Origin of the sequence: Paenibacillus sp. D9, assembly GCF_001188365.1 — a bacterium.
GTDB classification, from domain to species: domain Bacteria; phylum Bacillota; class Bacilli; order Paenibacillales; family Paenibacillaceae; genus Paenibacillus_O; species Paenibacillus_O humicus.
This window is the reverse complement of sequence record NZ_JZEJ01000001.1, coordinates 3,809,455-3,831,761: the sequence shown is the minus strand read 5'-3', so window position 1 is coordinate 3,831,761 and position 22,307 is coordinate 3,809,455. Positions and strand designations below refer to the sequence as shown.

21 protein-coding genes are annotated in these 22,307 nt (G+C 59.7%); all 21 read right to left on the bottom strand.

From position 1 onward, the window contains the following. Positions 1-203: 203 nt before the first annotated feature. On the bottom strand, positions 204-1,217 hold the full coding sequence (gene dusB, locus VE23_RS17225) for a tRNA dihydrouridine synthase DusB (RefSeq protein ID WP_021878957.1): 1,014 nt from the start codon (positions 1,215-1,217) through the stop codon (positions 204-206). A 15-nt stretch (positions 1,218-1,232) separates the two neighbouring features. Next, positions 1,233-1,454 carry a helix-turn-helix domain-containing protein gene (locus tag VE23_RS17220; RefSeq protein ID WP_048743666.1) on the bottom strand — a complete coding sequence of 74 codons (222 nt, stop codon included), beginning with the start codon at positions 1,452-1,454 and terminating at the stop codon, positions 1,233-1,235. Then, on the bottom strand, positions 1,406-1,930 hold the full coding sequence (gene folK / locus VE23_RS17215; protein ID WP_049868655.1) for a 2-amino-4-hydroxy-6-hydroxymethyldihydropteridine diphosphokinase: 525 nt from the start codon (positions 1,928-1,930) through the stop codon (positions 1,406-1,408). The genes VE23_RS17220 and folK overlap by 49 nt, the downstream gene beginning before the upstream one ends. A 16-nt stretch (positions 1,931-1,946) precedes the next feature. Beyond that, on the bottom strand, positions 1,947-2,333 hold the full coding sequence (gene folB / locus VE23_RS17210) for a dihydroneopterin aldolase (protein WP_048743696.1): 387 nt from the start codon (positions 2,331-2,333) through the stop codon (positions 1,947-1,949). Positions 2,334-2,367: 34 nt separating this feature from the next. Next, positions 2,368-3,228 (bottom strand): dihydropteroate synthase, encoded by an 861-nt coding sequence (folP, locus tag VE23_RS17205; RefSeq protein WP_049868654.1) that lies wholly within the window; start codon positions 3,226-3,228, stop codon positions 2,368-2,370. A 106-nt stretch (positions 3,229-3,334) separates the two neighbouring features. Beyond that, a complete protein-coding gene (locus VE23_RS17200; protein WP_049868653.1) occupies positions 3,335-4,234 on the bottom strand; it encodes an aminotransferase class IV in 900 nt (299 codons plus the stop codon). Further along, positions 4,231-4,806: an aminodeoxychorismate/anthranilate synthase component II gene (pabA, locus tag VE23_RS17195; protein ID WP_048743675.1), complete on the bottom strand. Its 576-nt coding sequence runs from the start codon at positions 4,804-4,806 to the stop codon at positions 4,231-4,233. Before pabA ends, VE23_RS17200 begins: the two co-directional genes overlap by 4 nt. A gap of 15 nt (positions 4,807-4,821) precedes the next feature. Further along, positions 4,822-6,447: an anthranilate synthase component I family protein gene (locus VE23_RS17190; RefSeq protein WP_049869779.1), complete on the bottom strand. Its 1,626-nt coding sequence runs from the start codon at positions 6,445-6,447 to the stop codon at positions 4,822-4,824. 280 nt (positions 6,448-6,727) lie between these two features. Further along, positions 6,728-7,669 (bottom strand): cysteine synthase A, encoded by a 942-nt coding sequence (gene cysK / locus VE23_RS17185; protein WP_048743677.1) that lies wholly within the window; start codon positions 7,667-7,669, stop codon positions 6,728-6,730. Positions 7,670-7,795: 126 nt separating this feature from the next. Continuing rightward, positions 7,796-8,758, bottom strand: a complete 963-nt coding sequence (locus VE23_RS17180) for a peptidylprolyl isomerase (protein WP_021878950.1) — start codon at positions 8,756-8,758, stop codon at positions 7,796-7,798. A gap of 15 nt (positions 8,759-8,773) precedes the next feature. After that, complete coding sequence (gene hslO / locus VE23_RS17175) at positions 8,774-9,691, bottom strand: Hsp33 family molecular chaperone HslO (RefSeq protein ID WP_048743680.1); 918 nt, start codon at positions 9,689-9,691, stop codon at positions 8,774-8,776. A 105-nt stretch (positions 9,692-9,796) separates the two neighbouring features. Beyond that, positions 9,797-10,573, bottom strand: a complete 777-nt coding sequence (locus VE23_RS17170; RefSeq protein WP_021878948.1) for a type III pantothenate kinase — start codon at positions 10,571-10,573, stop codon at positions 9,797-9,799. A 3-nt stretch (positions 10,574-10,576) separates the two neighbouring features. Further along, positions 10,577-11,473, bottom strand: coding sequence for a carboxylating nicotinate-nucleotide diphosphorylase (gene nadC / locus VE23_RS17165; RefSeq protein WP_374725865.1), 897 nt, complete (start codon positions 11,471-11,473; stop codon positions 10,577-10,579). Continuing rightward, positions 11,454-13,079, bottom strand: coding sequence for an L-aspartate oxidase (gene nadB / locus VE23_RS17160; RefSeq protein WP_049868652.1), 1,626 nt, complete (start codon positions 13,077-13,079; stop codon positions 11,454-11,456). Before nadB ends, nadC begins: the two co-directional genes overlap by 20 nt. A gap of 36 nt (positions 13,080-13,115) precedes the next feature. Further along, positions 13,116-14,054, bottom strand: a complete 939-nt coding sequence (nadA, locus tag VE23_RS17155; protein WP_048743683.1) for a quinolinate synthase NadA — start codon at positions 14,052-14,054, stop codon at positions 13,116-13,118. A gap of 430 nt (positions 14,055-14,484) precedes the next feature. Beyond that, positions 14,485-15,441, bottom strand: a complete 957-nt coding sequence (locus tag VE23_RS17150; RefSeq protein WP_021878943.1) for an ABC transporter permease — start codon at positions 15,439-15,441, stop codon at positions 14,485-14,487. Then, positions 15,442-16,524 carry an ABC transporter permease gene (locus tag VE23_RS17145; protein WP_048749056.1) on the bottom strand — a complete coding sequence of 361 codons (1,083 nt, stop codon included), beginning with the start codon at positions 16,522-16,524 and terminating at the stop codon, positions 15,442-15,444. A gap of 16 nt (positions 16,525-16,540) precedes the next feature. Next, positions 16,541-18,082, bottom strand: coding sequence for an ABC transporter ATP-binding protein (locus tag VE23_RS17140; RefSeq protein WP_048749057.1), 1,542 nt, complete (start codon positions 18,080-18,082; stop codon positions 16,541-16,543). A gap of 80 nt (positions 18,083-18,162) precedes the next feature. Next, complete coding sequence (locus VE23_RS17135; protein ID WP_048749058.1) at positions 18,163-19,254, bottom strand: BMP family lipoprotein; 1,092 nt, start codon at positions 19,252-19,254, stop codon at positions 18,163-18,165. Between the two features lie 329 nt (positions 19,255-19,583). Then, positions 19,584-21,629 (bottom strand): ATP-dependent zinc metalloprotease FtsH, encoded by a 2,046-nt coding sequence (gene ftsH, locus VE23_RS17130; protein WP_083436599.1) that lies wholly within the window; start codon positions 21,627-21,629, stop codon positions 19,584-19,586. A 101-nt stretch (positions 21,630-21,730) separates the two neighbouring features. Next, on the bottom strand, positions 21,731-22,270 hold the full coding sequence (hpt, locus tag VE23_RS17125) for a hypoxanthine phosphoribosyltransferase (protein ID WP_021878939.1): 540 nt from the start codon (positions 22,268-22,270) through the stop codon (positions 21,731-21,733). Positions 22,271-22,307: the final 37 nt, after the last annotated feature.

Sequence of the window (22,307 nt, the reverse complement as noted above, 5' to 3'; positions counted from 1 at the left end):
AAAGCGAAAGGAATTACAGCAGGATTCCCAGTGCCTGAAACCGTGTCCATAATCCACCAAGAACAGACGGCACAGGATTATATTGCAAGATTATATGCAATTGCACCCGGCGTGTCAATGAGAGGCCCCCGGCAAAGACGGCCGCCCGCGGGCACGCTTCCCGCAAGGGAAAGCGTCTTGCCGCGGGCGGCAGTGCTATGGCTTCAGTTGACCGCCGCTTCCGGTACGGCCGGCATCTGGGCATCCTGGCCGAGAGACCGGATATACTCGTTCAAGATGTTGACCATGACATCGCGGCTCGTCTCTTCCATGATGTTGTCCTTGATGCGGGCGGCGCCCTTGAGGCCTTTGAGATACCAGGCCAGATGCTTGCGCATCTCCTTCACGGCTACGGCCTCGCCTTTGAGCGCGATCAGCCGGTCCATGTGAAGGATGGCGATCTCCATCTTCTCCACGGCGTTCGGCTCCGGCAGCAGCTCGTCATGCGTGAGGTAATGGATCGTGCGGTAGAGCATCCAAGGGTTGCCGAGCGCCGCGCGTCCGATCATGACGCCGTCGCAGCCGGTTTCGGCGATCATGCGCTTGGCGTCCTCCGGGGTGTTGACGTCGCCGTTGCCGATGACCGGAATGCTCACCGCTTCCTTGGCCTGCCTAATGTAGCTCCAGTCGGCATGGCCCGTATACAGCTGCTCCCGGGTGCGTCCATGCACGCTGACGGCTTTGCCTCCGGCGCGTTCGACGGCGCGGGCGTTTTCGACCACAAAGATATGGTCGCTGTCCCAGCCGATCCTCATCTTGACCGTTACCGGCTTGTCGACGGCGTCGACGACCGAGCTGACCATCTCGTAGATCTTGTCGGGATTGAGCAGCCAGCGGGCGCCGGCATCGCATTTGGTCACCTTCGGCACCGGACAGCCCATGTTGATGTCGATGATGTCCGCATTCGTCTCCTTGTCGACGACTTTCGCAGCCTGGACAAGGGATCTGCGGTCTCCGCCGAAAATCTGCAGGCTGAGCGGCTTTTCGCGCTCATCCACGAACAGCATTTCGCGCGTGCGCTTGTTGCCGTGGACAATCGCCTTGTCGCTCACCATCTCCGCGCAAACGAGCCCGGTGCCGAACTCTTTGGCGATGAGCCGGAATGCAGGGTTGCAGACGCCCGCCATAGGAGCGAGAACGACATTATTCTTCATTTCGATATTTCCGATTTTAAGCATAACCGTTCCTTCCTTCTATCGCAGACCGCCGCTCGTCACGGCCGTCAATTCTTCATAGTCGATGCCGAGAGTGTCGGCGATCCGCCCGAGAAGCTTGGCTTCGGGCTTGCGCGTGCCGCGCTCGAGCGAGCCGAGCACCGCAACGGATACTTCCAGCTTGTCGGCCAGCTGCTGTTGGGTGAAGCCCTTCAGCTTCCGAAAGGCGCGGATCCGCTGCGCCAGTTGATCGTATTCCATTGAGCAATGCCTTCCTTTCCATCCCGTAATGCCGCGACCGCCATCGACTCCGCCTTGGCCAGCAGAGGGTGGCCCGGTTCCAGCACCTCGGCCAGGGGAACCATCACGAACGCCCGCTCCTCCATTCTAGGATGAGGGAGCTGCAGCTCTTCCTTATCCATGGACACATCTTCATATAAAAGCAGATCCAAATCAATCGTTCTCGGGCCGTTGCGGATATCGCGGACCCGGCCAAGCCGGCGCTCGATGTCGAGCATCAGGCGCAGCAGCTCCAGCGGATCGAGGCGCGTCCGCAGAGAAGCCGCCATATTGAGGAAAGCGGGCTGGTCGGCGTAACCGACCGGATCGGTCTCATACGCGGAGGATACCTCCTCCACGGACACGCCCTCGCTTCCGTCAAGCAGCTTCAACGCCTGCGCGAGCAGGTCCGCGCGTTTCCCTATGTTGGAGCCGAGGGCGATATAGGCCCTGCTCATAGTCCCGGCAGTCCCGCTATGCGGGTACGATTTCTCCATGCTCATCCCGCTTTCGCACCAGTTCGACGACAACGCCGTCGAAGTGGATCTCGAACGGAGGATTCGGTTTCGTCACGCGAACGGTCAATTCAGTAATGCCAGTATACGTCTCGAGCAGTGCAGTTGCAATACGGCCCGCCAGCGCCTCGATCAGCTTCACGGGCGGCCCTTCCACGATTTTCTTGGTCGCCGCATGCAGGTCGGCATAGTTGATGGAATGCTCCAGCTCGTCGGTGCGGGCGGCCTGCTCAAGATCCAGCTTGAGAACGAGGTCGACATGGAAATTCTGCCCAAGCCGGTTCTCCTCCGGAAATACGCCATGATAACCGAAAAACCGCATGCCATTAAGTGTCATCTTGTCCATTGTCGGCCGGTCCATTCCTTTCTGTTCCAAAGTATCAGCGCGGGCCGTAGACGATCGCGTCTGTCATTGCGCATGTTTTGCGGATCGCATCGATATCGTGCACGCGAACGATCTGGCAGCCTTGGGCGATTCCAAGCGCCACCGTCGCTGCCGTTCCCTCGATCAGCTCTCCGACCGGCAGCCCGAGCGTGTCCCGGATGAACCGCTTGCGCGAAGTGCCGAGCAGCACCGGGTAGCCCAGCTCCGCCAGCTGTGACAAGCTCCCCATCAGCGCCACGTTGTCTTCATGGGTTTTGGCAAAGCCGATGCCGGGATCGAGCCAGATGTTCTCCTCGGCTACGCCCGCCGCCCTGGCGATCTCGACGCTTCCCTGAAGGTCGGAAACGACATCCGGTATGAGATCCTCGTAGTCCCTTTCCTGCCGGTTGTGGCTGATGATGACCGGGCAGCCGAACTCGGCGGCGGTATCGGCCATTCGGAAATCGAGCCGCAAACCCCATATATCGTTGATGATATGCGCGCCGGCTTGAAGCGCCGCCCTCGCCGTTTCGAACTTGTACGTATCGATGGAAAGAGGCATCTCCGGCAGCTCGAGGCGCAGCCTCTCGATCAAGGGAACGACGCGCCGCAGCTCCTCCTCATGCGGAACAGGGGTGAAGCCGGGTCGGGTCGATTCTCCTCCGACATCGATGATGTCCGCGCCCTCACGCGCCATCTTCAGGGCGTGGCGCACCGCCTCATCCACCCGGGCATGGCGTCCGCCGTCGGAGAACGAATCCGGGGTCGCATTCAGGATGCCCATGATCAAGGTCCGCTCTCCAAGCTCCAGCCTGACGCCTCCCCCCAGCTCATACCGGCGCTTCGGCACGGCATGGCGCCGTTGACGGATATACATCGAATCCCCTCCTATAAAAAACCTTAATGAACCGGATAGCCTGCGGAATCTGCGGCCAGGCTTCAGCCGGAGCCTCGCAATACGCAAGCGGCTGCCGGATGTCCGATCAGGATCTGTCTATCTGCCAGCCGCTCCGCGCATCGGCCCGGTACAGGCCGAGGAGCTTGCTGCATATCGGACCCGCCGCCGCTCCTGCACGTGGATGGGCGAGCTTCCCCGAGCCGTCAGCCAGCGCGGTTGCGGGAACCAACTCCTGCACCGACCCGGTCGTCCAAACCTCGTCCGCCTCCAATAGATCCTCCCACCGGTACAGTCCTTCCTCGACCGGCATTCCCGCTTCCCGCGCCAGCTCCATGACGCGGCCGCGCGTAATTCCGGGCAGAATCCCCGTCTCCAGGGACGGCGTGCGGACGATGCCGCCCGAGACGAAAAACAGATTGCTGACGATTCCCTCCGCCAGCCATCCTTCCGCTGTCAGCATCAGCCCTTCGGACCCGGCCGAAGCTCCGGAGGCCATCAGCTCCTGCTTGGCCGCGATGCTGTTCATGTAATGAAGCGACTTCATCCGGATGCCGAGCTCGGGCGTATTCCGCGGCGTCCCCAGCAGGCGCAGCTCGCGTCCGCGGACATGCAGCTCCGGAGATGCCGGCGGAAGATTCTTGACCATGACGATCTCCGAAGGCGAGGCGTAAGGCCCGGCCGGCAAGCCGAGCCCTTCGTCGCCGGCGGACACCGTCATGCGGACATAGGCATCGCCGTCGATTGCTGCGGCAGCCATCACATCGCGGACCAGCATGCGGATTCGATCCGGTTCTGCCCGATAGGAGATTTGCAGCCGCGCGCAGCCGTCCTCCAGCCGCCGCAGGTGCCTCTCCAGCAAATAAGGCTCGCCTCCGTAGGTGCGGAACGTCTCGAACAATCCCATTCCATATAAAAATCCGTGGTCGAAAACCGAGATGCGGACATCTTCGGAATCGGCCACGGATCCGTTATAACCAATCTTCATCGAACGGCCGTCTCCGACAGGAAGTTGCGCAGCAGCGCCAATCCGTTCTCCGTAATGATGGATTCCGGATGGAACTGCACGCCTTCAACGGCATATTTCTTGTGCCGCAAGCCCATGATTTCGCCCTCGGCCGTCTCGGCCGTGATCTCCAGCTCGTCCGGCAGCGTCTCGCGCCGCACGATGAGGGAGTGGTAGCGTGTCGCGGTGAACGGCGACGGCAGGCCGCGGAATACGCCCCTTCCCTCGTGAAGGATCGGAGACGTCTTGCCGTGCATGAGCCGCTCCGCCCGCACCACCTCGCCTCCGAAGGCTTGTCCGATCGCCTGGTGCCCCAGGCAGACGCCGAAGATCGGAATCTCGCCCTTGAAGCGCTCGATCAGAGCGAGGCTGATGCCGGCTTCGTTCGGAGAGCAAGGTCCCGGAGAGATCAGGATGTGGTCCGGAGCAAGCCCGGCGACCTCCTCCAGCGTAATCTCGTCATTGCGCTTCACGACGATTTCTTCGTTCAGCTCGCCCAGGTACTGCACGAGGTTGTACGTGAAGGAATCGTAATTGTCGAGTACGAGAATCATTTCGAAAGCCCCCTGTCAGTTGGTGTCGGATGCCGGCGCGGCATCCGCGGCGCGGTGCAGCTCCGCGTATTGGAAAGCGCGCCACAGCGCTCTTGCCTTGCTGATGGATTCCTTGTATTCCCGCTCGGGGTCGGAGTCGATCACGATGCCCGCCCCGGCCTGGATATGCACTTGGCCGTCCAGGACGGCCATCGTGCGGATAATAATATTAAATTCCATATCCCCGCTGTAGTCAATCCAGCCCATCGAGCCCGTATACGGACCGCGGCGGACCGGTTCCAGCTCCTCGATGATTTCCATCGTGCGGATTTTTGGGGCGCCGGTAATCGTCCCTCCGGGAAACACTCCGGCGATGACGTCGAATGCATCGAGTCCTTCGGCCAGACGGCCCTCCACCTGGGAAGCCAGATGCATGACATGGGAGTACCGCTCCACCGCCATCAGCTCCTCCACGCGCACGCTGCCGTAGCTCGACACACGTCCGAGATCGTTGCGTTCCAGGTCTACGAGCATGATATGCTCGGCGGTCTCCTTCTCGCTCGTCCTGAGCTCCCGCTCCATCGCGGCATCCTCCTCCGGAGTTCGCCCGCGCCGCCTAGTCCCCGCGATCGGACGCGTGGCCAGCCGCCCGTCCTTCATCTCGACGAGCAGCTCCGGCGAGGCGGACACCAGCTGGAAGCCCGGCGTGCGGAGCAAGCCCATATACGGAGAAGGATTGATGAGGCGAAGCCATTCGTACAGCTCTTCCGGCGATGTCTCCGTCCGGCATTGCTGCCTGAGCGAGAGATTGACTTGAAAGACGTCGCCCGCCGCGATGTAATCCTGGATCCGGCGGACCGCATTCATATAGCGGTCCTTGAGGAACGGGCTGGCGGCCCCCTCCGGCACATCCGCGAATGGAGGGGCGGAGCCGTCCCGCTCCCGCTCCAGGAGCTGGCGCCGAGAATCCGCAAGCTCCGCTGCCGCACCGGATGAGGCGCTCCAGTCCGCCCATTCCCGAAGCATTTCTTCCGTACGGACGACAGCCGCATCGTATGCGGCTCTCCTGGCGCCTACACCGGCCTGGCCGGTCAGAGGGACATGAACCGAAGCGAACAGCAGCCGCTTCTTGCGGTCGACGATCCACAGCTCGTCCAGCCGCATGAACAGATAGTCCGGCAAGCCGAGATCGTCTTCGGCCAGCTCCGGGAGGCGCTCGATGGAGCGGATGATGTCATAGCTCCAGAATCCGCCGATGCCTCCGGTCCATGCCGGACCTTCTCCCGCAGGAAGCCTCGGACCGTCCGATCCTCGCATCCAGCGCCTGACCGCCTCCAGCGGAGCGGCCTCGAAGCGCTCGACCAGCTCGTAATCTGCCCGGCCGCCCTTTCCGAGCCGAAGCCGGAGCTGTTCGGCATAGCCGCCCTTGCCCTGCAGCAGCTCGGCGGGCCGCCGTCCCATATAGGTGTACCTTCCGCTTTTGCCGCTCTCCAGGACGATCGAGCAAGGCCCCGCCTCCAGCCACATCCGTTCCCAGGATTCCGGCAGCAGGCTCTCCTCCGGCAGAGGCAGTCTGGCCAGCACCGGCAAGGTCGTGTACTCCTTCTCCCCGCCCAGCCAAGATTCCCACTGCTCCCAAGACGTGACTCCGAATTCTGTCATGGCCCCGCTTCCCCCGTTCATGCATCGTCCTCTTCTCTATCGACTGATCGTATCCTTTTGATTGTTCAAAATCAAGCTGAAAAAGGCGCCATATCCCTGATTGTAATCCGCCTGCCTCCGAAAGCGCCTGCCATGAAAATAAGGAACCCCGCCTACGCGGGATGCGTTTCCGGCCATGAAAAAACCGCCCCGCGCCATCGATAGAGATGGCGTCGGAACGGTTTGCCCTGCGTGAAGACTCTGCCTCCGATCGTCGGAGAGCCTTCGTGTTATCCGGAACCTAGTTCTCGAAGTTGAACAGCGGCGTGCTCAGGTAGCGCTCTCCGTTGCTCGGAACGACCGCGATGACGCGCTTGCCCGGGCCCAGCTTCTTGGCCACCTGCAGCGCGGCAGAGATGGCTGCGCCGGAGCTGATGCCGACGAGCAGGCCTTCTTCCTTGGCGGCGCGGCGCGCAAACTCGAATGCTTCCTCGTTCTCGACCGTAATGACTTCATCGTAGATCTCGCGATCCAGGATGTCCGGAATGAAGTTGGCGCCGATGCCCTGGATCTTGTGCCCACCCGGCTTGCCGCCGGACAGCAGCGGGGATGCCGCAGGCTCGACCGCGACGATGTGGATGTTCGGGAAGCTCTTGCGCAGCACCTCGCCCGTGCCGCTGATCGTGCCGCCGGTGCCGATGCCCGCCACGAACGCGTCCAGCTTGCCGTCGTAGCCGTTGATCGCCTCGACGATCTCCGGTCCCGTCGTCTCGCGGTGGACCTTGACGTTGGCCGGGTTCTTGAACTGCTGCGGGATGAAGTAGTTCTCGTTCTCCTCCGCCAGCTGCTCCGCCTTCTTGACGGCGCCGTTCATTCCTTCGGCTCCTGGCGTGAGCACCAGCTCCGCGCCGTAAGCGCGAAGCAGGTTGCGGCGCTCAAGGCTCATCGTCTCCGGCATGACGAGCACGGAACGGTAGCCCTTGGCTGCAGCAACCATGGCCAGGCCGATTCCCGTATTGCCGCTCGTCGGTTCGACGATCGTCGTCACGCCCGGCTGAATCAGACCTTGCTCTTCCGCAACGTTGATCATGCTGATGGCGATGCGGTCCTTGACGCTGGAGCCCGGGTTCTGATATTCCAGCTTCACGTACACTTCGGCGCTTCCCTCCGGCACCAAGCGGTTCAAGCGGACAAGCGGCGTATCTCCGATCAGTTCGGTTACATTCTGCACAATTCTGGCCATAGTCAACTGCCTCCTCATCTATATTCCGACTAAAATAGTAGGTTATTGGCTGTTTCTATCTTAACAAGGCCTTTCGGCCCTTGTCAATAGAATCGCGGAGGACAGCATGAACGTATCGTCATTTCGCTATCCTTTGGTCGGTTCCGATGTCGGATCGGGCAGCACCGATGCCTGATAGTGCTTGAGAAGCTTCTCTTCCCCATCCTTCAGGGATCCCGCTTCGTCCAGGGCGATCATGCGCTTGACCCGCTCGCGCATGGCGGCCTTGCCGGGGTCCGGAGGCGTGATCCGCTCCAGCAGCTCAATGACCGCATAACCTCCGGCCACCTCCACGGGACCTGCGATGTCGCCGGGCTGCAGGCCGGCGGCCGCCTTGGCCGCCCCCGGGTCGAGGAATGGATCCCGCTCGTCGATCAGCCCGAGATCTCCGCCGTTCGAAGCCGTTCCTTCATCCAGGGATTCCCGCTGCGCCAGCTCCTCGAAGCCGGCCCCCTGCTCCAGCTCATCCAGCACCGCAGAGGCCTTGTCCGAATCCGGAAGGACGATCCAGCGAAGATGCAGGCGCGAGGAAGCGGAGAGCTCCGCCTGATGCTCCTTCATATAAGCGTCTACTTCCTTGTCCGAAACCTCGATGCCGCGCGTCATCCACTTCTCCAGAAGCAGGCGGTACATGGCGTCGCTCCATACGTCATCCCGGCTCATGCCGAGCTGCTCCTTCATTTCCCGGTAGAAGGCGTCCTCATCCTCGTATCCTTCCATCTGGGAAGCCAGCTCCGACTGAATCTCTTCGGCCGTCACTTCCAGGCTCCCCTTGGCGCTCTCCTGGTCCAGCGCGCTGCGCAGCATCAGCATCCTCAGCACACTGTCCCCGTACTGCTTCTTGAGCTGCTCCACCCAATCCGAATTCCGGATCGCCTGATCCCCGACGACAGCCGCTTCGCCGTCCGAGCCTCCGGCTCCCGCTCCGGACGCGTCGACCGATCCGGGAGCCGACTCGGGAAGCTGCTGGATGACAACAAAAACGGCAAGCACGATCATGCAGACCGCCTGCAAGCCGATGATTCCCTTGAGCATTTTGTCCTTGCCCATATCGCCCGTCTTCCCTTACCCGTTCTTGCCGGCGGTGGCTTCTTGAAGCAGCCTTTCCAGATGAGGCTTGTCGAACGTGTAGGCCTCGTTGCAGAAGTGGCAGACGACCTCAGCCGATCCTTCCTCTTCGATCAAGTTTCTCAGCTCGGTCTCGCCCATGCTGATCAGCGTCTGCTCCACCTTTTCGGCAGAGCATTGGCAGACGAACTTCACGTCCATCGTCTCATGCACAGTCAGCTCGTCGCCGACGACCCACCGCAGAATTTCTTCCGGGGTCTCACCTTGATCCAAAAGGGCCGTGACATGCGGCAGCCCGCCCAGAGCCGTCTCGAGCCGCCCGATCTCCTCATCGGTCAAGCCAGGCAGCAGCTGGAGAATGAAGCCTCCTGCATGCAGCACCTTTCCGTCCACGTCCACCAGCACGCCTACTCCAACCGCCGAAGGCGTCTGCTCGGAGGAAGCGAAGTAATAGGTGAAATCCTCGCCCAGCTCGCCGGATACGATCGGAACGCTGCCGCGGTAAGGCTCCTTGAGGCCCAGATCCTTGGTGACATGGACGAAGCCCGTCGTACCGACGACGCCGGCCACATCGAGCTTGCCGAGCGAATTGCTCGGCACATGCGCCTCCGGGTTGTCGACATAACCGCGCACCTCTCCCTTGGCGTTGGCATCAACGACGATCTGGCCGATCGGACCGTCGCCCTTGACCTGAAGCGTCAGCTTCTCCTCGCCCTTGAGCATCATCCCCATCATCGACCCGATCGTCGCTGTGCGTCCCAGCGCTGCGGAAGCGGTCGGGTAGGTTCCGTGACGCCGCTGCAGCTCGCCGACCAGCTCGGTCGTGCGCGCCGCGAATACGCGGACTTTGCCGCCCCATGCCGTTCCCCGGACGAGATAGTCGCCCTCGCGGGTTCCTTCCTTGTAATCGCTCATCAATGAATCCCTCCTTGTCCTCTGTTGGTTTCTTCATTGCCGTTGACTCAATGCTTCAGTCGGCGCCGCTCAATCCTATCTCAATTTGCTCTTTCTCCGGCTTCATTAACCATGCTGGTCCTGGTTGCGCTCGTAAATGATGCGCAGCCCTTCGAGCGTGAGCAGCTGGTCCACCTTCTCGATCGTCTCCGATTCCGCCGCGATCATGTCGGCCAGGCCGCCCGTCGCGATGACGCGCGGATCGGTTCCGAACTCCTGGCGGATCCGGCGGACGATGCCGTCCACCTGTCCGGCATAGCCGAAAATGATGCCGGCCTGCATTGAAGTCACAGGATTGCGGCCGATGACGCTGCGCGGCCGGACAAGCTCGATGCGCGGCAGCTTGGCCGCTTTCTGGTAAAGCGCTTCCGTCGAGATGCCGATGCCCGGCACGATGGCGCCGCCCAGATAAGCGCCGCTCGGATCGATATAATCGAAGGTCGTCGCCGTACCGAAATCGACGACGATGAGCGGCGAGCCGTATTTCTCGATTCCGGCGACAGAATTCACGATGCGGTCCGCTCCGACCTCGCGCGGATTCTCGTACCGGATGTTGAGGCCCGTCTTGATGCCGGGACCGATGACGAGAGGGGAGTGCCGAAGGTAGTTGACCGACAGCTGCTCCAGCGTCCTCATGAGCGGCGGCACGACCGAAGAGACGACGACTCCGTCGATGGAATCGATGGAGATGCCGGCGAATTGGAAGAAGTTGTACACCATCATGCCGTACTCGTCGCTCGTCGCCGAGCGGTTGGTGCTCATGCGCCAGTGATGGAGCAGCTCCTGTCCGCGGTAGATGCCGAGCACGATATTCGTATTGCCTACGTCGATGACGACAATCACGGATTACGACCTCCCCTTCTTGCCGCCCAGGTCGAGGCTGATATCGAGAGCTTCGAACGAATACGTGAGGGCGCCGACGGAAATGATGTCCACGCCGGTCTCGGCGATGGCCCGGATCGTTTCCAGCCGCACCCCGCCCGACGCTTCCGTCAGGACATGGGGAGAACGGCTCTTGATCAGACGAACGGCCTCCGCCATAAGCTCCGGCTTCATATTGTCGAGCATGATGATGTCCGCGCCGCAATCAAGAGCTTCGCCGACCTGCTCCATCGATTCCGTCTCGACCTCGATCTTCATCGTGTGCGGGATGACGGAACGGGACGCGATCACGGCCGCGGTGATGCCGCCGGCTCCCTTGATATGGTTGTCCTTGATCATGACGGCGTCGTACAAGCCGAAGCGGTGATTGGCGCCGCCGCCGACGCGGACGGCGTACTTCTCCAGCATCCGGTGGCCCGGAGTCGTCTTGCGGGTGTCGACCAGACGAGTCGGAAGCCCGTCCAGAATGTCGACGAAGCGGCTTGTCTTGGTGGCGATGCCCGACAAGCGCTGCATCAGGTTGAGCGCGAGCCGCTCGCCCGTCAGAATGCTGTGCGTGCTGCCTTCCACTTCGGCGATGACGGTTCCCGCCGTTACCCGGTCGCCGTCCTTTGCATGAGCCGTGAAGGCAAGGGATGGATCGACGACCGAAAAGACGGTCTGCGCGACGGGCAGGCCGGCGATAATCCCGTCTTCCTTGACGTGGATGACGGCTTTCATGTTGCTGCCAGCCGGAATGGTCGTGCGGGTCGTCACATCCCCGGTGCCGATATCCTCGGCCAGCCAGCTCTGAATGCTGTCGCGAAGACTTTTGTCATAACCGCCGAGGCCAAGGCCGGCCTCAAATTGCTGATCCATCATATACCGATTCCTCCGTAATGCCCTGCACTCGGTGCAGAACCGTATGTTTGCGCCAATTGCGGTCATCCCGCTGAGGATGATCCACCCGGTAATGCGCGCCTCGGCTTTCCTCGCGGGCAGCCGCGGACTCCGCGGTCAGCATGGAGATGGTCAGCAGATTGGCGAACTCGAAATCTTCCCATTTGGCCATGACCGACGAAAGGAACGGCAATTGCCTCTTCAGCTCGACAAGCCCTTTGGCCAGGCTGTCCGCGCTGCGGCGCAAGCCGACATAGCGAACCATGACCTTCTGCAGCTTGAGCCGCTTCTCCACGACCGCCTGTCTGGAGATGGCGCTATGCTCTTCCTTTTCTTCCCGTACATGAACCGCGCCCTCAAGCGGCGGCAGCTCCTCGATGCGGTGGATGATGCGGCGCCCGAACACGATCGCCTCCGACAGCGAGTTGCTCGCCAGCCGGTTGGCGCCATGCACCCCGGTCGAAGACACTTCGCCGCAGGCGAACAGGCGGGAGAGATTCGTCTCTCCGTTCAGATCCGTCTTGACGCCGCCCATCGTATAATGGGCCGCCGGAGCGACCGGAATCCAGTCCGTCGTCAAATCGAGGCCGTACTGCAGGCAGGTTTCGTAGATCGTCGGGAACCGGTGGCGGATCATCTCCTCCGACTCATGCGTCACGTCCAGATAGACGAATGTCGACCGCGTCTGCTCCAGCTCGCTGACGATGGCATTGGCGACGACGTCGCGCGGCGCCAGCTCCAGCTGAGGATGGTATCGCTCCATGAAGCGGTCGCCGCGGATGTTGCGCAGAACGGCCCCTTCTCCCCGGACAGCCTCCGAAATGAGGAAGCGGGGCGCGCCCGGGTAGCAAAGCGTTGTCGGATGGAACTGAATGAATTCCATGTCTCTTATGTAGGCTCCGGCACGGTAAGCCATCGCGACGCCGTCTCCGGTCGCTACTTCCGGATTGGTCGTATACCGGAACATCTGCCCAGTGCCGCCGGTGCACAGGATGGTCGCCTTGCCGCGCACGAATACCCGGCTGCCGTCCGGCTTCTGCACAAGGGCGCCGCAGCATTCATTGTCCCGCGTGATGAGGTCGATGGCGAAGTGGTCGTCCCATACCTCGATCCTCTCGGCGGCCATCGCCTTCTCCGACAAGGCGCGGACGATCTCGAAGCCGGTCGCGTCGCCGTTGGCGTGCAGGATGCGGCGCTGGCTGTGCGCGCCTTCCTTCGTCAAGGCGAATTCCCCGTTCTCGAGGTCGAACTGCGTGCCCATGCCGATCAGGCTGCGCACGCCCTTGGGCCCTTCATGCACCAGCACCTCGACAGCGTCGCGGTCGCACAGGCCGGCGCCGGCCACGAGCGTGTCCTCCAGATGGAAGTCGGGAGAATCCTCGTCGGAAATGACGGCGGCAATGCCTCCCTGCGCATAACGCGTGTTGCTGTCCATGAGCGATTTCTTGGTGATCATCAGGACCGAGTTCCGTTCGCTGGCCCGTATAGCGGTAAAAAGACCGGCAATGCCGGCCCCGATGACGATGACATCCTTCTCCACGACAGGCAGCTCGTCGAGATTCAGATCGACTAAATATCTAGGTATCATAGGTGCAAGCTCCTCCGGACATGGGAGTAGCGCATGCTACTTCACCAGCAGCATGCGCTCCAGGGACAGGCGCGCCTTGTCGGCAACGGCATCCGGCACATAGATTTGCGGAGACATGTTTTCCAGGCAGCGGACCAGCTTCTTGAGGTTGTTGACCTTCATGTTGGGGCATACCAGGTATTTGGTCGCGAAATGGAACGTCTTGTCCGGGCTGTCCAGACGAAGCTGGTAGCCGGTGCCGTCCTCGGTTCCGACGATGAATTCCTTATTGGGCGATTCCTTGCAATATTTGATGATGGCCGTCGTGCTTCCGACAAAATCGCCGAGCTCGACGACTTCCGGACGGCATTCGGGATGGACGACAAATTCCGCGTTCGGATATTTGGCTTTCATTTCCTCGACGTCCTTGACGGTCAGCATGTCATGGGTATTGCAGTAGCCTTCCCAGATGATCATCTTCTTGTCGGTCTTCTGCTGGACATAATGGCCCAGGTTCTTGTCCGGCACCCAGATGATCTCGTCGCTGTCGACCGAGTTGACGACCTTCACGGCGTTGGCCGACGTGCAGCAAATATCCGTCTCCGCCTTGATCTCGGCCGAAGAGTTGATATACGTGACGACCTTCGCATTGGGATGCTGCGCCTTCAGCTTGCGCAGGCCCTCGACATTGACCATGTCCGCCATCGGGCAGCCGGCCCGCTCGTCGGGAATGATGACGGTCTTGTTCGGAGCCAGAATCTTGGCGCTCTCGCCCATGAAGTGGACGCCGCAGAATACGATCGTATCGGCGTCGGTTTCAGCCGCCTTTTGCGCCAGCAGGAACGAATCCCCCCGGAAATCGGCGACCTCCTGAATTTCATCCCTCTGATAATAGTGGGCGAGAATGATGGCGTTGCGTTCTTTCTTCAGCTGCAGCAGCCTCTCGCGCAGTTCCCGGTTCTGTTCCGCCTTGCGCTCCAGAGCCAAAGCTTCCACGTCGATCCATCTCCTTCGAAGTCCGTCGCTTCCATGCGTCAGCACAGGCGCGGACCCGTTATAGTATGCTCAACCATCCGGACATTCCATGCCGGATGCCCCTTTTAACTCGTGAAATGATTCACAATGTTGTTAAGATGTGACGATTCAGTAACACCTAATTTACACCCCTGCTCCGAGGCTGTCAACCAAGGAATTTTGCTTGCGGAGCCCCGATTTCCAAGGGGAACCGGCTGTCCGGAGCCTAAAGGTCCCTTCGCTCAAAACAGGGGCCGCGAGCTCCGCCGCTTCCTTCGCCGGCATCCTTTTTTGACGCCATTCCATGTATCGTCGAGCAGGGCTTTCCTTCTTTCGGATTTGTTGTCCCCATCTGATGCAGGGTGCAAAAAAAAGCCTCTTGCATATGGATGCAAGAGGCTGTAAGCCGATCTTAACGCTTGCCGGGATCGTAAGGCTCACCCGCCGCCGCCGGAGCGCGGTTTTTGCCCGCCGCAAATGCGAGCAGCAGCAGCGTGAGGACGTAAGGCAGCATGTACAGGAACTCGTTTGGAATGGCCTTGGACCATTCGAACAGCTGCGCTTGGAAGCGCAGCGCCTGGGCAAAGCCGAAGAACAAGGCCGCCCCTGCCGCGCCGATCGGATGCCAGCGCCCGAAGATGATCGCCGCGATCGCGATGAAGCCCTGGCCGCTGATCGTCGTGTGCGAGAAATCGTACGTCGTCGTAAGCGAGATCGCTGCGCCGCCGAGACCGGCGAACGCGCCGCTCAGCATGACGCCGATGTAGCGGTACTTCGTGACGCTGATGCCGACGGTGTCCGCCGCGCCGGGATGCTCGCCGACGGCGCGCAGGCGCAGGCCGAAGCGGGTCCGGTACAGGACGAACCAGCTCAGGAACACGAGCACGTAGCAGATGTACGTGGTCGGGTAAGCCTTGAACAGCGCTTCTCCGATGAACGGAATATCTGAGAGGACCGGGATGTTCCACTTGGTGAAGGCGATGCCGGTCAGGTTCTCCGACTGGCCCTGGCCGTCGAACAGGCTCTTGACCAGGTAGATGGTCGCGCCCAGGGCAAGGATATTGATGACGACCCCGATAATGACCTGGTTGGCCTTCAGCGTGATGGAAGCCACCGCGTGCAGCAGGGAGAAGACGACGCCGCAGACGACCGCCATGAGGAGGCCGAACCAAGGCGAGCCGCCGCCGAAGCCCCATTCGCTGGAGAAATACGTGAACACGGCCGCGCTGAACGCGCCGACGATCATGAGGCCTTCAAGGCCGATGTTGACGACGCCGGAGCGCTCCGAGAAGATGCCGCCGAGCGCGGCCAGAATCAGGGCGGTCGAGAAGACCAGCGTGGTGTTGATCAGCTGAGCCAAAAGATCCATTTACGCCGCCCCCTTCTTTTCTTCCCGCCGTTTTTTGAAGAACGGCTTGAGGAACCATTTGACGATGCCGTGGCTGGCTACGAAGAAGATGACCGAGCCGATGACGATCCGGATGATTTCGTTCGGAACCTCAAGCTCGAAGTTCATGCCCTGCGAGCCGTAGCTGAGGAAGCCGAACAGAATCGCGCCGAACACGATGCCGAACGGGTTGTTGCCGCCGAGCAGAGACACGGCGATTCCGTCGAATCCGTAGCCCGGCTGCGCGTTCATGACCGCCATGGACTTGAACACGCCGAGAATCTCGAAGGCGCCGCCGAGACCGGCGAAGGCGCCGGAGATCATCATCGCCTTGACGATGCTGCCCTTGACGTTGATGCCCGCGTAGAAAGCGGCATCCGCGTTGTGGCCGCTGGCGCGCAGCTCGTACCCTTGGCGGGTCTTCCAAAGAATGTAGTAGAAAATGCCGGAGCAAAGCAGGGCGATGACCGTGCCCCAGTGGACGCGGGCATTGTCCATCAGAGCGGACAGCCAGTCGATGGATGCCGATGCCGACGGCAGCACATCCTGAGAGCGGTTCTGCCCTTTCTCGATCATGACGACGCGAACCATGAAGTTGGCGAAGTAATAAGCGATCCAGTTCAGCATGATCGTCGAAATGACTTCGTTGATTCCGCGACTCGCTTTGAGCCAGCCGGCAAGGCCCGACCAGATCGCGCCCGCAAGGCCGCCTGCCAGAACGGCCAGCGGAAGATGGATGAACCAAGGCAGATCGGTGTTGATGCCGACCCATGTAGCGGCCGTCATCCCCATGATGAACTGGCCTTCCGCACCGATGTTGAACAATCCAGCGCGGAACGCGAACGCAACCGACAAGCCGGTGAAGATCAGCGGCGTGACCTGGCGGATAGCTTCGCCGAAGTCGTAGGTAGTCCCGAAAATTTTGACCAGCATGGCCTTATAGGCTTCGAAAGGGTTGAATCCGCCCATCCACATGACGATGGCGCCGACGATCAGGCCGAGAATGATGGCCAGAATCGGAACATAGGTGGACTGTTTCGTGAATATTTGATTGAGACGCTGCATCCGTTGTCCTCCTGTCTCAGCCTGTATGGCCGGCGGCGGCTCCCATGGCGTTGCCCGCCATCATGAGTCCGATTTGCTCTTCGTTTTTCTCGTCCGCTTCCATCTGGCCCATGAACCGTCCCTCATAGATGACCGCAAGGCGGTCGGAGAGGCCGTACAGCTCCTCCAGCTCGAAGGAAACGAGAAGCACCGCTTTGCCCGCGTTGCGGGCCTCGATGAGCTGCTTATGCACGAATTCGATGGCGCCGACGTCAAGGCCGCGAGTCGGCTGCACGGCGATAATCAGCTCCGGATCGCGGGTGAGCTCCCGGGCGATGATCGCCTTCTGCTGGTTGCCGCCCGACAAGGAGCGGGCTTCCGTATGGATGCCGGACATTCGCACGTCGAACTGCTCTGCGAGCTTTTTGGCGTTCTCGTCCATTGCCTTGTAGTTCAATAGACCCTTATGAGTAAAAGGCTCTTTGTAATAGTTGTTCAGCACCATATTCTCGCTGACGCTGAAGTCGAGCACGAGACCGTGCTTGTGCCTGTCCTCGGGAATATGCGATACGCCGGCTTCCGTCACCGTGCGTACGGAGGTTCCCAGCAATTCCTTGCCGAGCACCTTCACCGAGCCGCCGCTTGCCTTGCGCATGCCGGTGATCGCCTCGATGAGCTGCGTCTGCCCGTTGCCGTCGACGCCGGCGATGCCGAACACTTCGCCTGCGCGGATGTCGAAGGTGACATGGTCGACGACCGGCTTGCCGTGCTCGCCCGGAACGACCAGATCCTTCACTTCCAGCACCGGCTTGCCCGGCTTGCTCTTCTGCTTGTCCACCTGGAAGCTGACCGAACGGCCGACCATCATTTCCGCCAGCTGGCGCTCGTTGGATTCCTTCACGGAAACGCTGCCGATGACTTTGCCCCGGCGGATGACGGTGCAGGTGTCCGCAATCTCCATGATTTCCTTGAGCTTATGCGTAATGAGAATGATCGATTTGCCTTCGCGAGCCAAATTGCGCAGAATGACGATCAGCTCTTCGATCTCTTGAACGGTCAGAACGGCTGTCGGCTCGTCGAAGATCAGGATGTCCGCGCCGCGGTAAAGCGTCTTCAGAATTTCGACCCGCTGCTGCATGCCGACGGTGATATCCTCGATCTTGACGCGCGGATCCACTTTCAGGCCGTACTGCTCGGAAATCTGCTTCACGCGTTCATTGGCGCTCTTGATATCGATCGTAGCGCCTTTTGTAGGCTCGTTGCCCAGAATGATATTCTCCGCTACAGTAAAAGGCTTGACCAGCTTGAAGTGCTGATGGACCATGCCGATCCGCAGCTCGATCGCCTTGCCGGCACCGTCGATAACCACGGGACTGCCGTTGATTTCGATATGCCCCTCGTCAGGCTGATAGAGCCCGAAAAGGATATTCATGAGAGTCGACTTGCCGGCGCCGTTTTCTCCTAGAAGGGCATGGATCTCTCCCTTTCTAAGCTGCAGGCTGATGTTGTCGTTTGCGACAATGCCGGGAAATCTCTTGGTGATTCCTTTCAGTTCTGCTACGATCGGCCTTTGCTCCATCCTTGCATCTCCTTCCCTTTTACGGCAAAAAGAACAAGGCCGGCTCTAGAAGCTGGCCTTGTCTTTGGGCTCGGGCAATCTTACTTGCTTGGCGCGGTTGGTACCGTGATTTCCCCGCCCGTAATTTTCGCTTCGTACTCTTTTACTTTGGCCATTACGTCCTCAGGAACGTTAGGGTTGTTCTCCGGAAGGCCTACGCCGCCGTCTTTCAGGCTCAGCGTACGAGTCGATCCGCCTTCGAATTTGCCGTCGGCCAGATCCTTGGAAACCATTTCTACCGCTTGGTCGACACGTTTAACCATGGAAGTCAGCGTGATGTCGTTGCCGAAGTCGACGGATTGGTCTTTGTCGACGCCGATAACCCATACTTTTTGACCTTTGCTGACGCGCTCTTTGGCTTCGGTGAAGACGCCGTTGCCGCTGCCGCCTGCAGCATGGTAGATGATGTCGGCGCCATCGTTGTAGATCGTGGCTGCAGCCGCTTTGCCAAGGTCAGGCTTCGTGAAGTCGCCCACATAGCTGACTTTTACCGTAGCATCCGGATTGACAGCTTTCACACCAGCCGTGAAGCCGGCTTCGAATTTGCCGATCAGATCGCCTTCTACGCCGCCGACGAAGCCGACTTTGTTCGTCTTGGTCGTCAGGCCTGCAACGACGCCGACGAGGAAGGAGCCTTCGTTCTCGGCGAACATGACGGATTCAACGTTAGGAGCGTCGACGACGGAGTCGATGCTCGCGAGCTTCGCATCCGGGTTTTGCGTGGCCACGTTGGTCATCGCTTTATTCATCATGAAGCCGATGCCCCAAGTCAGGTCGTAGCCGCCTTTGATCAGCGTGTTCAGGTTCGGCTCGAAGTCGGCGTCGCCCTTCGATTCAAGAGCCTTTACTTTGATGCCGGTGTCTTTTTCGAGCTTCTGGAGGCCTTCCCAAGCGGATTGGTTGAAGGACTTGTCGTTGATGCCGCCGCCGTCCGTAACCATGCCGATCTTGAACTTGGAGTAGTCGGCGTTGGAGCCGCCTGCATTCTCCGTATTGGCAGGTGTGTTGGAACCCGCTGCTCCGCCCGCATTCTCGGAGTTATTATTGTTCTTCGAACCGCAACCGGAAACAACGAGCATCATAGCGAGCGCAGATACACTCAGTACTTGGAACGGCTTGCTTGTCCATTTCATCTGTGTATTTCTCCCCTGTCCTATACGTTTTGATTGGATATAGTTATTATAGCCTATAATCAATAAGAGTCAATGAGAAAGTGTTATTAAAACTTACACGGTGAAAGCATTTACATCTGAATTATCCGAAGCTTTTTCATTTTTCATGAAATAAATTGGATAAATATGACCACTATTTAACTGTAAAACTTACATGGCCCTTACAGAGAAAATTACTCCATCCCTCTTACCTTTCCCTCACCCTCGGATATTATACCGGACCGCCTGAACATAAGCAACAGCCCTCATGCACAATTGTGCATGAGGGCTGCAAGGTTTCAAATCCTAAGTTAGACTTTATCCGGACCGCTGCCGGTTCCGTCTCCGCCGATGTCGGTGCCGCCTGTATTGGCGTCCGTAATGCTCTCGCCAGAGGTCGATCCTTCACCGGGATCGCGAGGCTGGATGCGGACCTTGACACCGCCGATCGTGTCGATCGTCGGCTCGCCGGCAGGCTCTTCGCCGCCTGCGTCGCCGCTGCCGGAACCGTCGCCGTTCTCGGAGCCGGTCTCGATCAGGTTGCGGATCTGCTCCAGGTCGAGCGTCTCGAGACGAAGCAGCGTCTGAGCGATCAGATGCACTTCCTTGCTCTTCTCGGTAAGCAGCTGCTTCGCGCGGTTGTAGCTCTCGTTGATGAAGTTCTGCATCTCCTGGTCGATCTCGTAAGCAATCTTGTCGGAGTAGTTCTGCTCATGGCCGATATCCCGTCCAAGGAATACCTGGCCTTGCGTGCTGCCGAACTGCATCGGACCGAGCTTGTCGCTCATGCCGTATTCCATGACCATGCTGCGGACGATTCCGGTCGCTTGCTTGAAGTCGCTGTAGGCACCGGTTCCGATTTCTCCGATGAACAGCTCCTCGGCTACGCGGCCGCCCAGCAAGCCGGTGATCTTGTCGAGCATTTCCTGCTTGGTGATGAGCATGCGGTCTTCCTTGGGAAGCATGATGACATAACCGCCGGCGCGTCCGCGAGGAATGATCGTGACCTTGTGAACCATGTCGGCATTCTCCAGGAAGTAGCCGATAATGGTGTGGCCCGCCTCGTGGTAAGCGACGATGCGCTTCTCGCGGTCGCTGATGACGCGGCTTTTCTTCTCGGTGCCCACGATGACGCGGTCGATCGCTTCATCGACCTCGGTCATGCCGATATCCTTCTTGTTGCGTCTTGCGGCAAGCAACGCCGCTTCATTAAGAAGGTTCTCGAGATCGGCGCCGGTAAAGCCCGTCGTCCGCTTCGCGATGATGTCCAGCTTGACGTCCTTGTTGAGCGGCTTGTTGCGCGCGTGGACTTTGAGGACGGCCTCGCGTCCTTTTACATCCGGGCGGTCGACCGTGATCTGACGGTCGAAGCGGCCTGGACGAAGCAGCGCGGGATCCAGAATGTCCGGACGGTTGGTGGCGGCTACGATGATGATGCCTTCGTTGGCGCCGAAGCCGTCCATCTCGACGAGCAACTGGTTGAGCGTCTGCTCGCGCTCGTCATGTCCGCCCCCGAGGCCTGCGCCCCGCTGGCGTCCGACAGCGTCGATCTCGTCGATGAAGATGATGCAAGGCGCGTTCTTCTTGGCGTTCTCGAACAGGTCGCGGACGCGGGATGCGCCTACGCCGACGAACATCTCGACGAAGTCCGAGCCGGAGATGCTGAAGAACGGAACTCCGGCTTCGCCTGCGACAGCGCGGGCCAGGAGCGTCTTGCCGGTACCCGGAGGGCCCACCAGCAGCACGCCCTTCGGAATGCGGGCGCCGACTGCGGCGAACTTGCGCGGATCCTTGAGGAATTCGACGACCTCGACGAGCTCTTGCTTCTCCTCGTCGGCGCCGGCGACATCCTCGAACGTGACCCGCTTCTTCTCTTCGTTATACAAACGGGCTTTGCTCTTGCCAAAGTTCATGACCTTGCCGCCGCCGCCCTGTGCCTGATTGATCAGGAAGAAGAACAGGATGAAGATGATCACGAACGGAATGATGGAGGTCAGGAATGTAAGCCAGATGCTCTGGCCTTTCATTTTCTTGTACTCGATTTGGATTCCGTTCTTCAAGGCTGTATCCGAAATCTGCTTGGAGGTGTATTCCTCCGCGTTTGTGTAGGTGAAGAACTTGAGCGAATTGCTTTCAGACCCCGCTGGCGTTTTCTTGTATTCACCGGTCACCAGATACGTGTAACTGTCGAATTGAACCGTCAGCTTGTCGATGTTGTCAGCCTGGAGCTGCTGTTGGAACTCGTCGTAACGAATCTGGGTGCTGTTTTCGTCCTGATTGCTGATGAATTGGACAATTCCGACGGTTACCAGGAAAATAAGCAGGTAAAATCCAGTGTTCCGGATGATTCGATTCATCCCCTACCTCCTCTCAAGACGCTTCAAATATTTTACCATAGCCTGTCTGACCATCTCAACAGAACCCCGGTTCAGGGCAGGCAAGGGAAATCGCAAAGTGGCTATTTGGTGTAGACTTCCGGTTTCAGGATGCCGATGTAAGGGAGATTGCGGTAGTATTCCGCATAGTCGAGGCCGTATCCGACGACGAAAGCATCCGGCAGCGTGAAGCCGGTATAGTCGGCATCGAGATCGACCGAGCGGCCCGACGGCTTGTCGAAGAGCGTGACGACCGTGACGGACTTGGCGTTGCGCCGCTCCAGCACGTCGATCAGATAGCTGAGCGTAAGCCCGCTGTCGATGATGTCCTCGACGATCAGCACGTCGCGGCCTTCCACGGATACGTCCAGATCCTTGATGATCTTGACGACCCCGGAGGATTTCGTGGAAGCTCCATAGCTCGATACGGCCATGAAGTCCATCTCCAGAGGCACGCGTATTTCCTTAACCAGGTCCGCCATGAAAATAAACGCACCCTTGAGCACGCAGATGACAAGCGGGTTGCGGCCTTCGTAATCGCCGGTCAGAATCTCTCCGAGCTCCTTGACCTTCCTCTGGATCTCTTCCTCGCTGTGCAGAATCTCTTGAATGTCGTTATGCAAGTTGTGTTCCTCCCGATGACCTTAATCCTATATTTAT

Coding starts and splice junctions, on each gene's coding strand:
- dusB (WP_021878957.1), bottom strand. CDS start 1,217: ATGCTTAAAATCGGAAATATCGAAATGAAGAATAATGTCGTTCTCGCT.
- VE23_RS17220 (WP_048743666.1), bottom strand. CDS start 1,454: ATGGAATACGATCAACTGGCGCAGCGGATCCGCGCCTTTCGGAAGCTG.
- folK (WP_049868655.1), bottom strand. CDS start 1,930: ATGAGCAGGGCCTATATCGCCCTCGGCTCCAACATAGGGAAACGCGCG.
- folB (WP_048743696.1), bottom strand. CDS start 2,333: ATGGACAAGATGACACTTAATGGCATGCGGTTTTTCGGTTATCATGGC.
- folP (WP_049868654.1), bottom strand. CDS start 3,228: ATGTATATCCGTCAACGGCGCCATGCCGTGCCGAAGCGCCGGTATGAG.
- VE23_RS17200 (WP_049868653.1), bottom strand. CDS start 4,234: ATGAAGATTGGTTATAACGGATCCGTGGCCGATTCCGAAGATGTCCGC.
- pabA (WP_048743675.1), bottom strand. CDS start 4,806: ATGATTCTCGTACTCGACAATTACGATTCCTTCACGTACAACCTCGTG.
- VE23_RS17190 (WP_049869779.1), bottom strand. CDS start 6,447: ATGACAGAATTCGGAGTCACGTCTTGGGAGCAGTGGGAATCTTGGCTG.
- cysK (WP_048743677.1), bottom strand. CDS start 7,669: ATGGCCAGAATTGTGCAGAATGTAACCGAACTGATCGGAGATACGCCG.
- VE23_RS17180 (WP_021878950.1), bottom strand. CDS start 8,758: ATGGGCAAGGACAAAATGCTCAAGGGAATCATCGGCTTGCAGGCGGTC.
- hslO (WP_048743680.1), bottom strand. CDS start 9,691: ATGAGCGATTACAAGGAAGGAACCCGCGAGGGCGACTATCTCGTCCGG.
- nadC (WP_374725865.1), bottom strand. CDS start 11,473: ATGATGGATCAGCAATTTGAGGCCGGCCTTGGCCTCGGCGGTTATGAC.
- nadB (WP_049868652.1), bottom strand. CDS start 13,079: ATGATACCTAGATATTTAGTCGATCTGAATCTCGACGAGCTGCCTGTC.
- VE23_RS17150 (WP_021878943.1), bottom strand. CDS start 15,441: ATGGATCTTTTGGCTCAGCTGATCAACACCACGCTGGTCTTCTCGACC.
- VE23_RS17145 (WP_048749056.1), bottom strand. CDS start 16,524: ATGCAGCGTCTCAATCAAATATTCACGAAACAGTCCACCTATGTTCCG.
- VE23_RS17140 (WP_048749057.1), bottom strand. CDS start 18,082: ATGGAGCAAAGGCCGATCGTAGCAGAACTGAAAGGAATCACCAAGAGA.
- VE23_RS17135 (WP_048749058.1), bottom strand. CDS start 19,254: ATGAAATGGACAAGCAAGCCGTTCCAAGTACTGAGTGTATCTGCGCTC.
- ftsH (WP_083436599.1), bottom strand. CDS start 21,629: ATGAATCGAATCATCCGGAACACTGGATTTTACCTGCTTATTTTCCTG.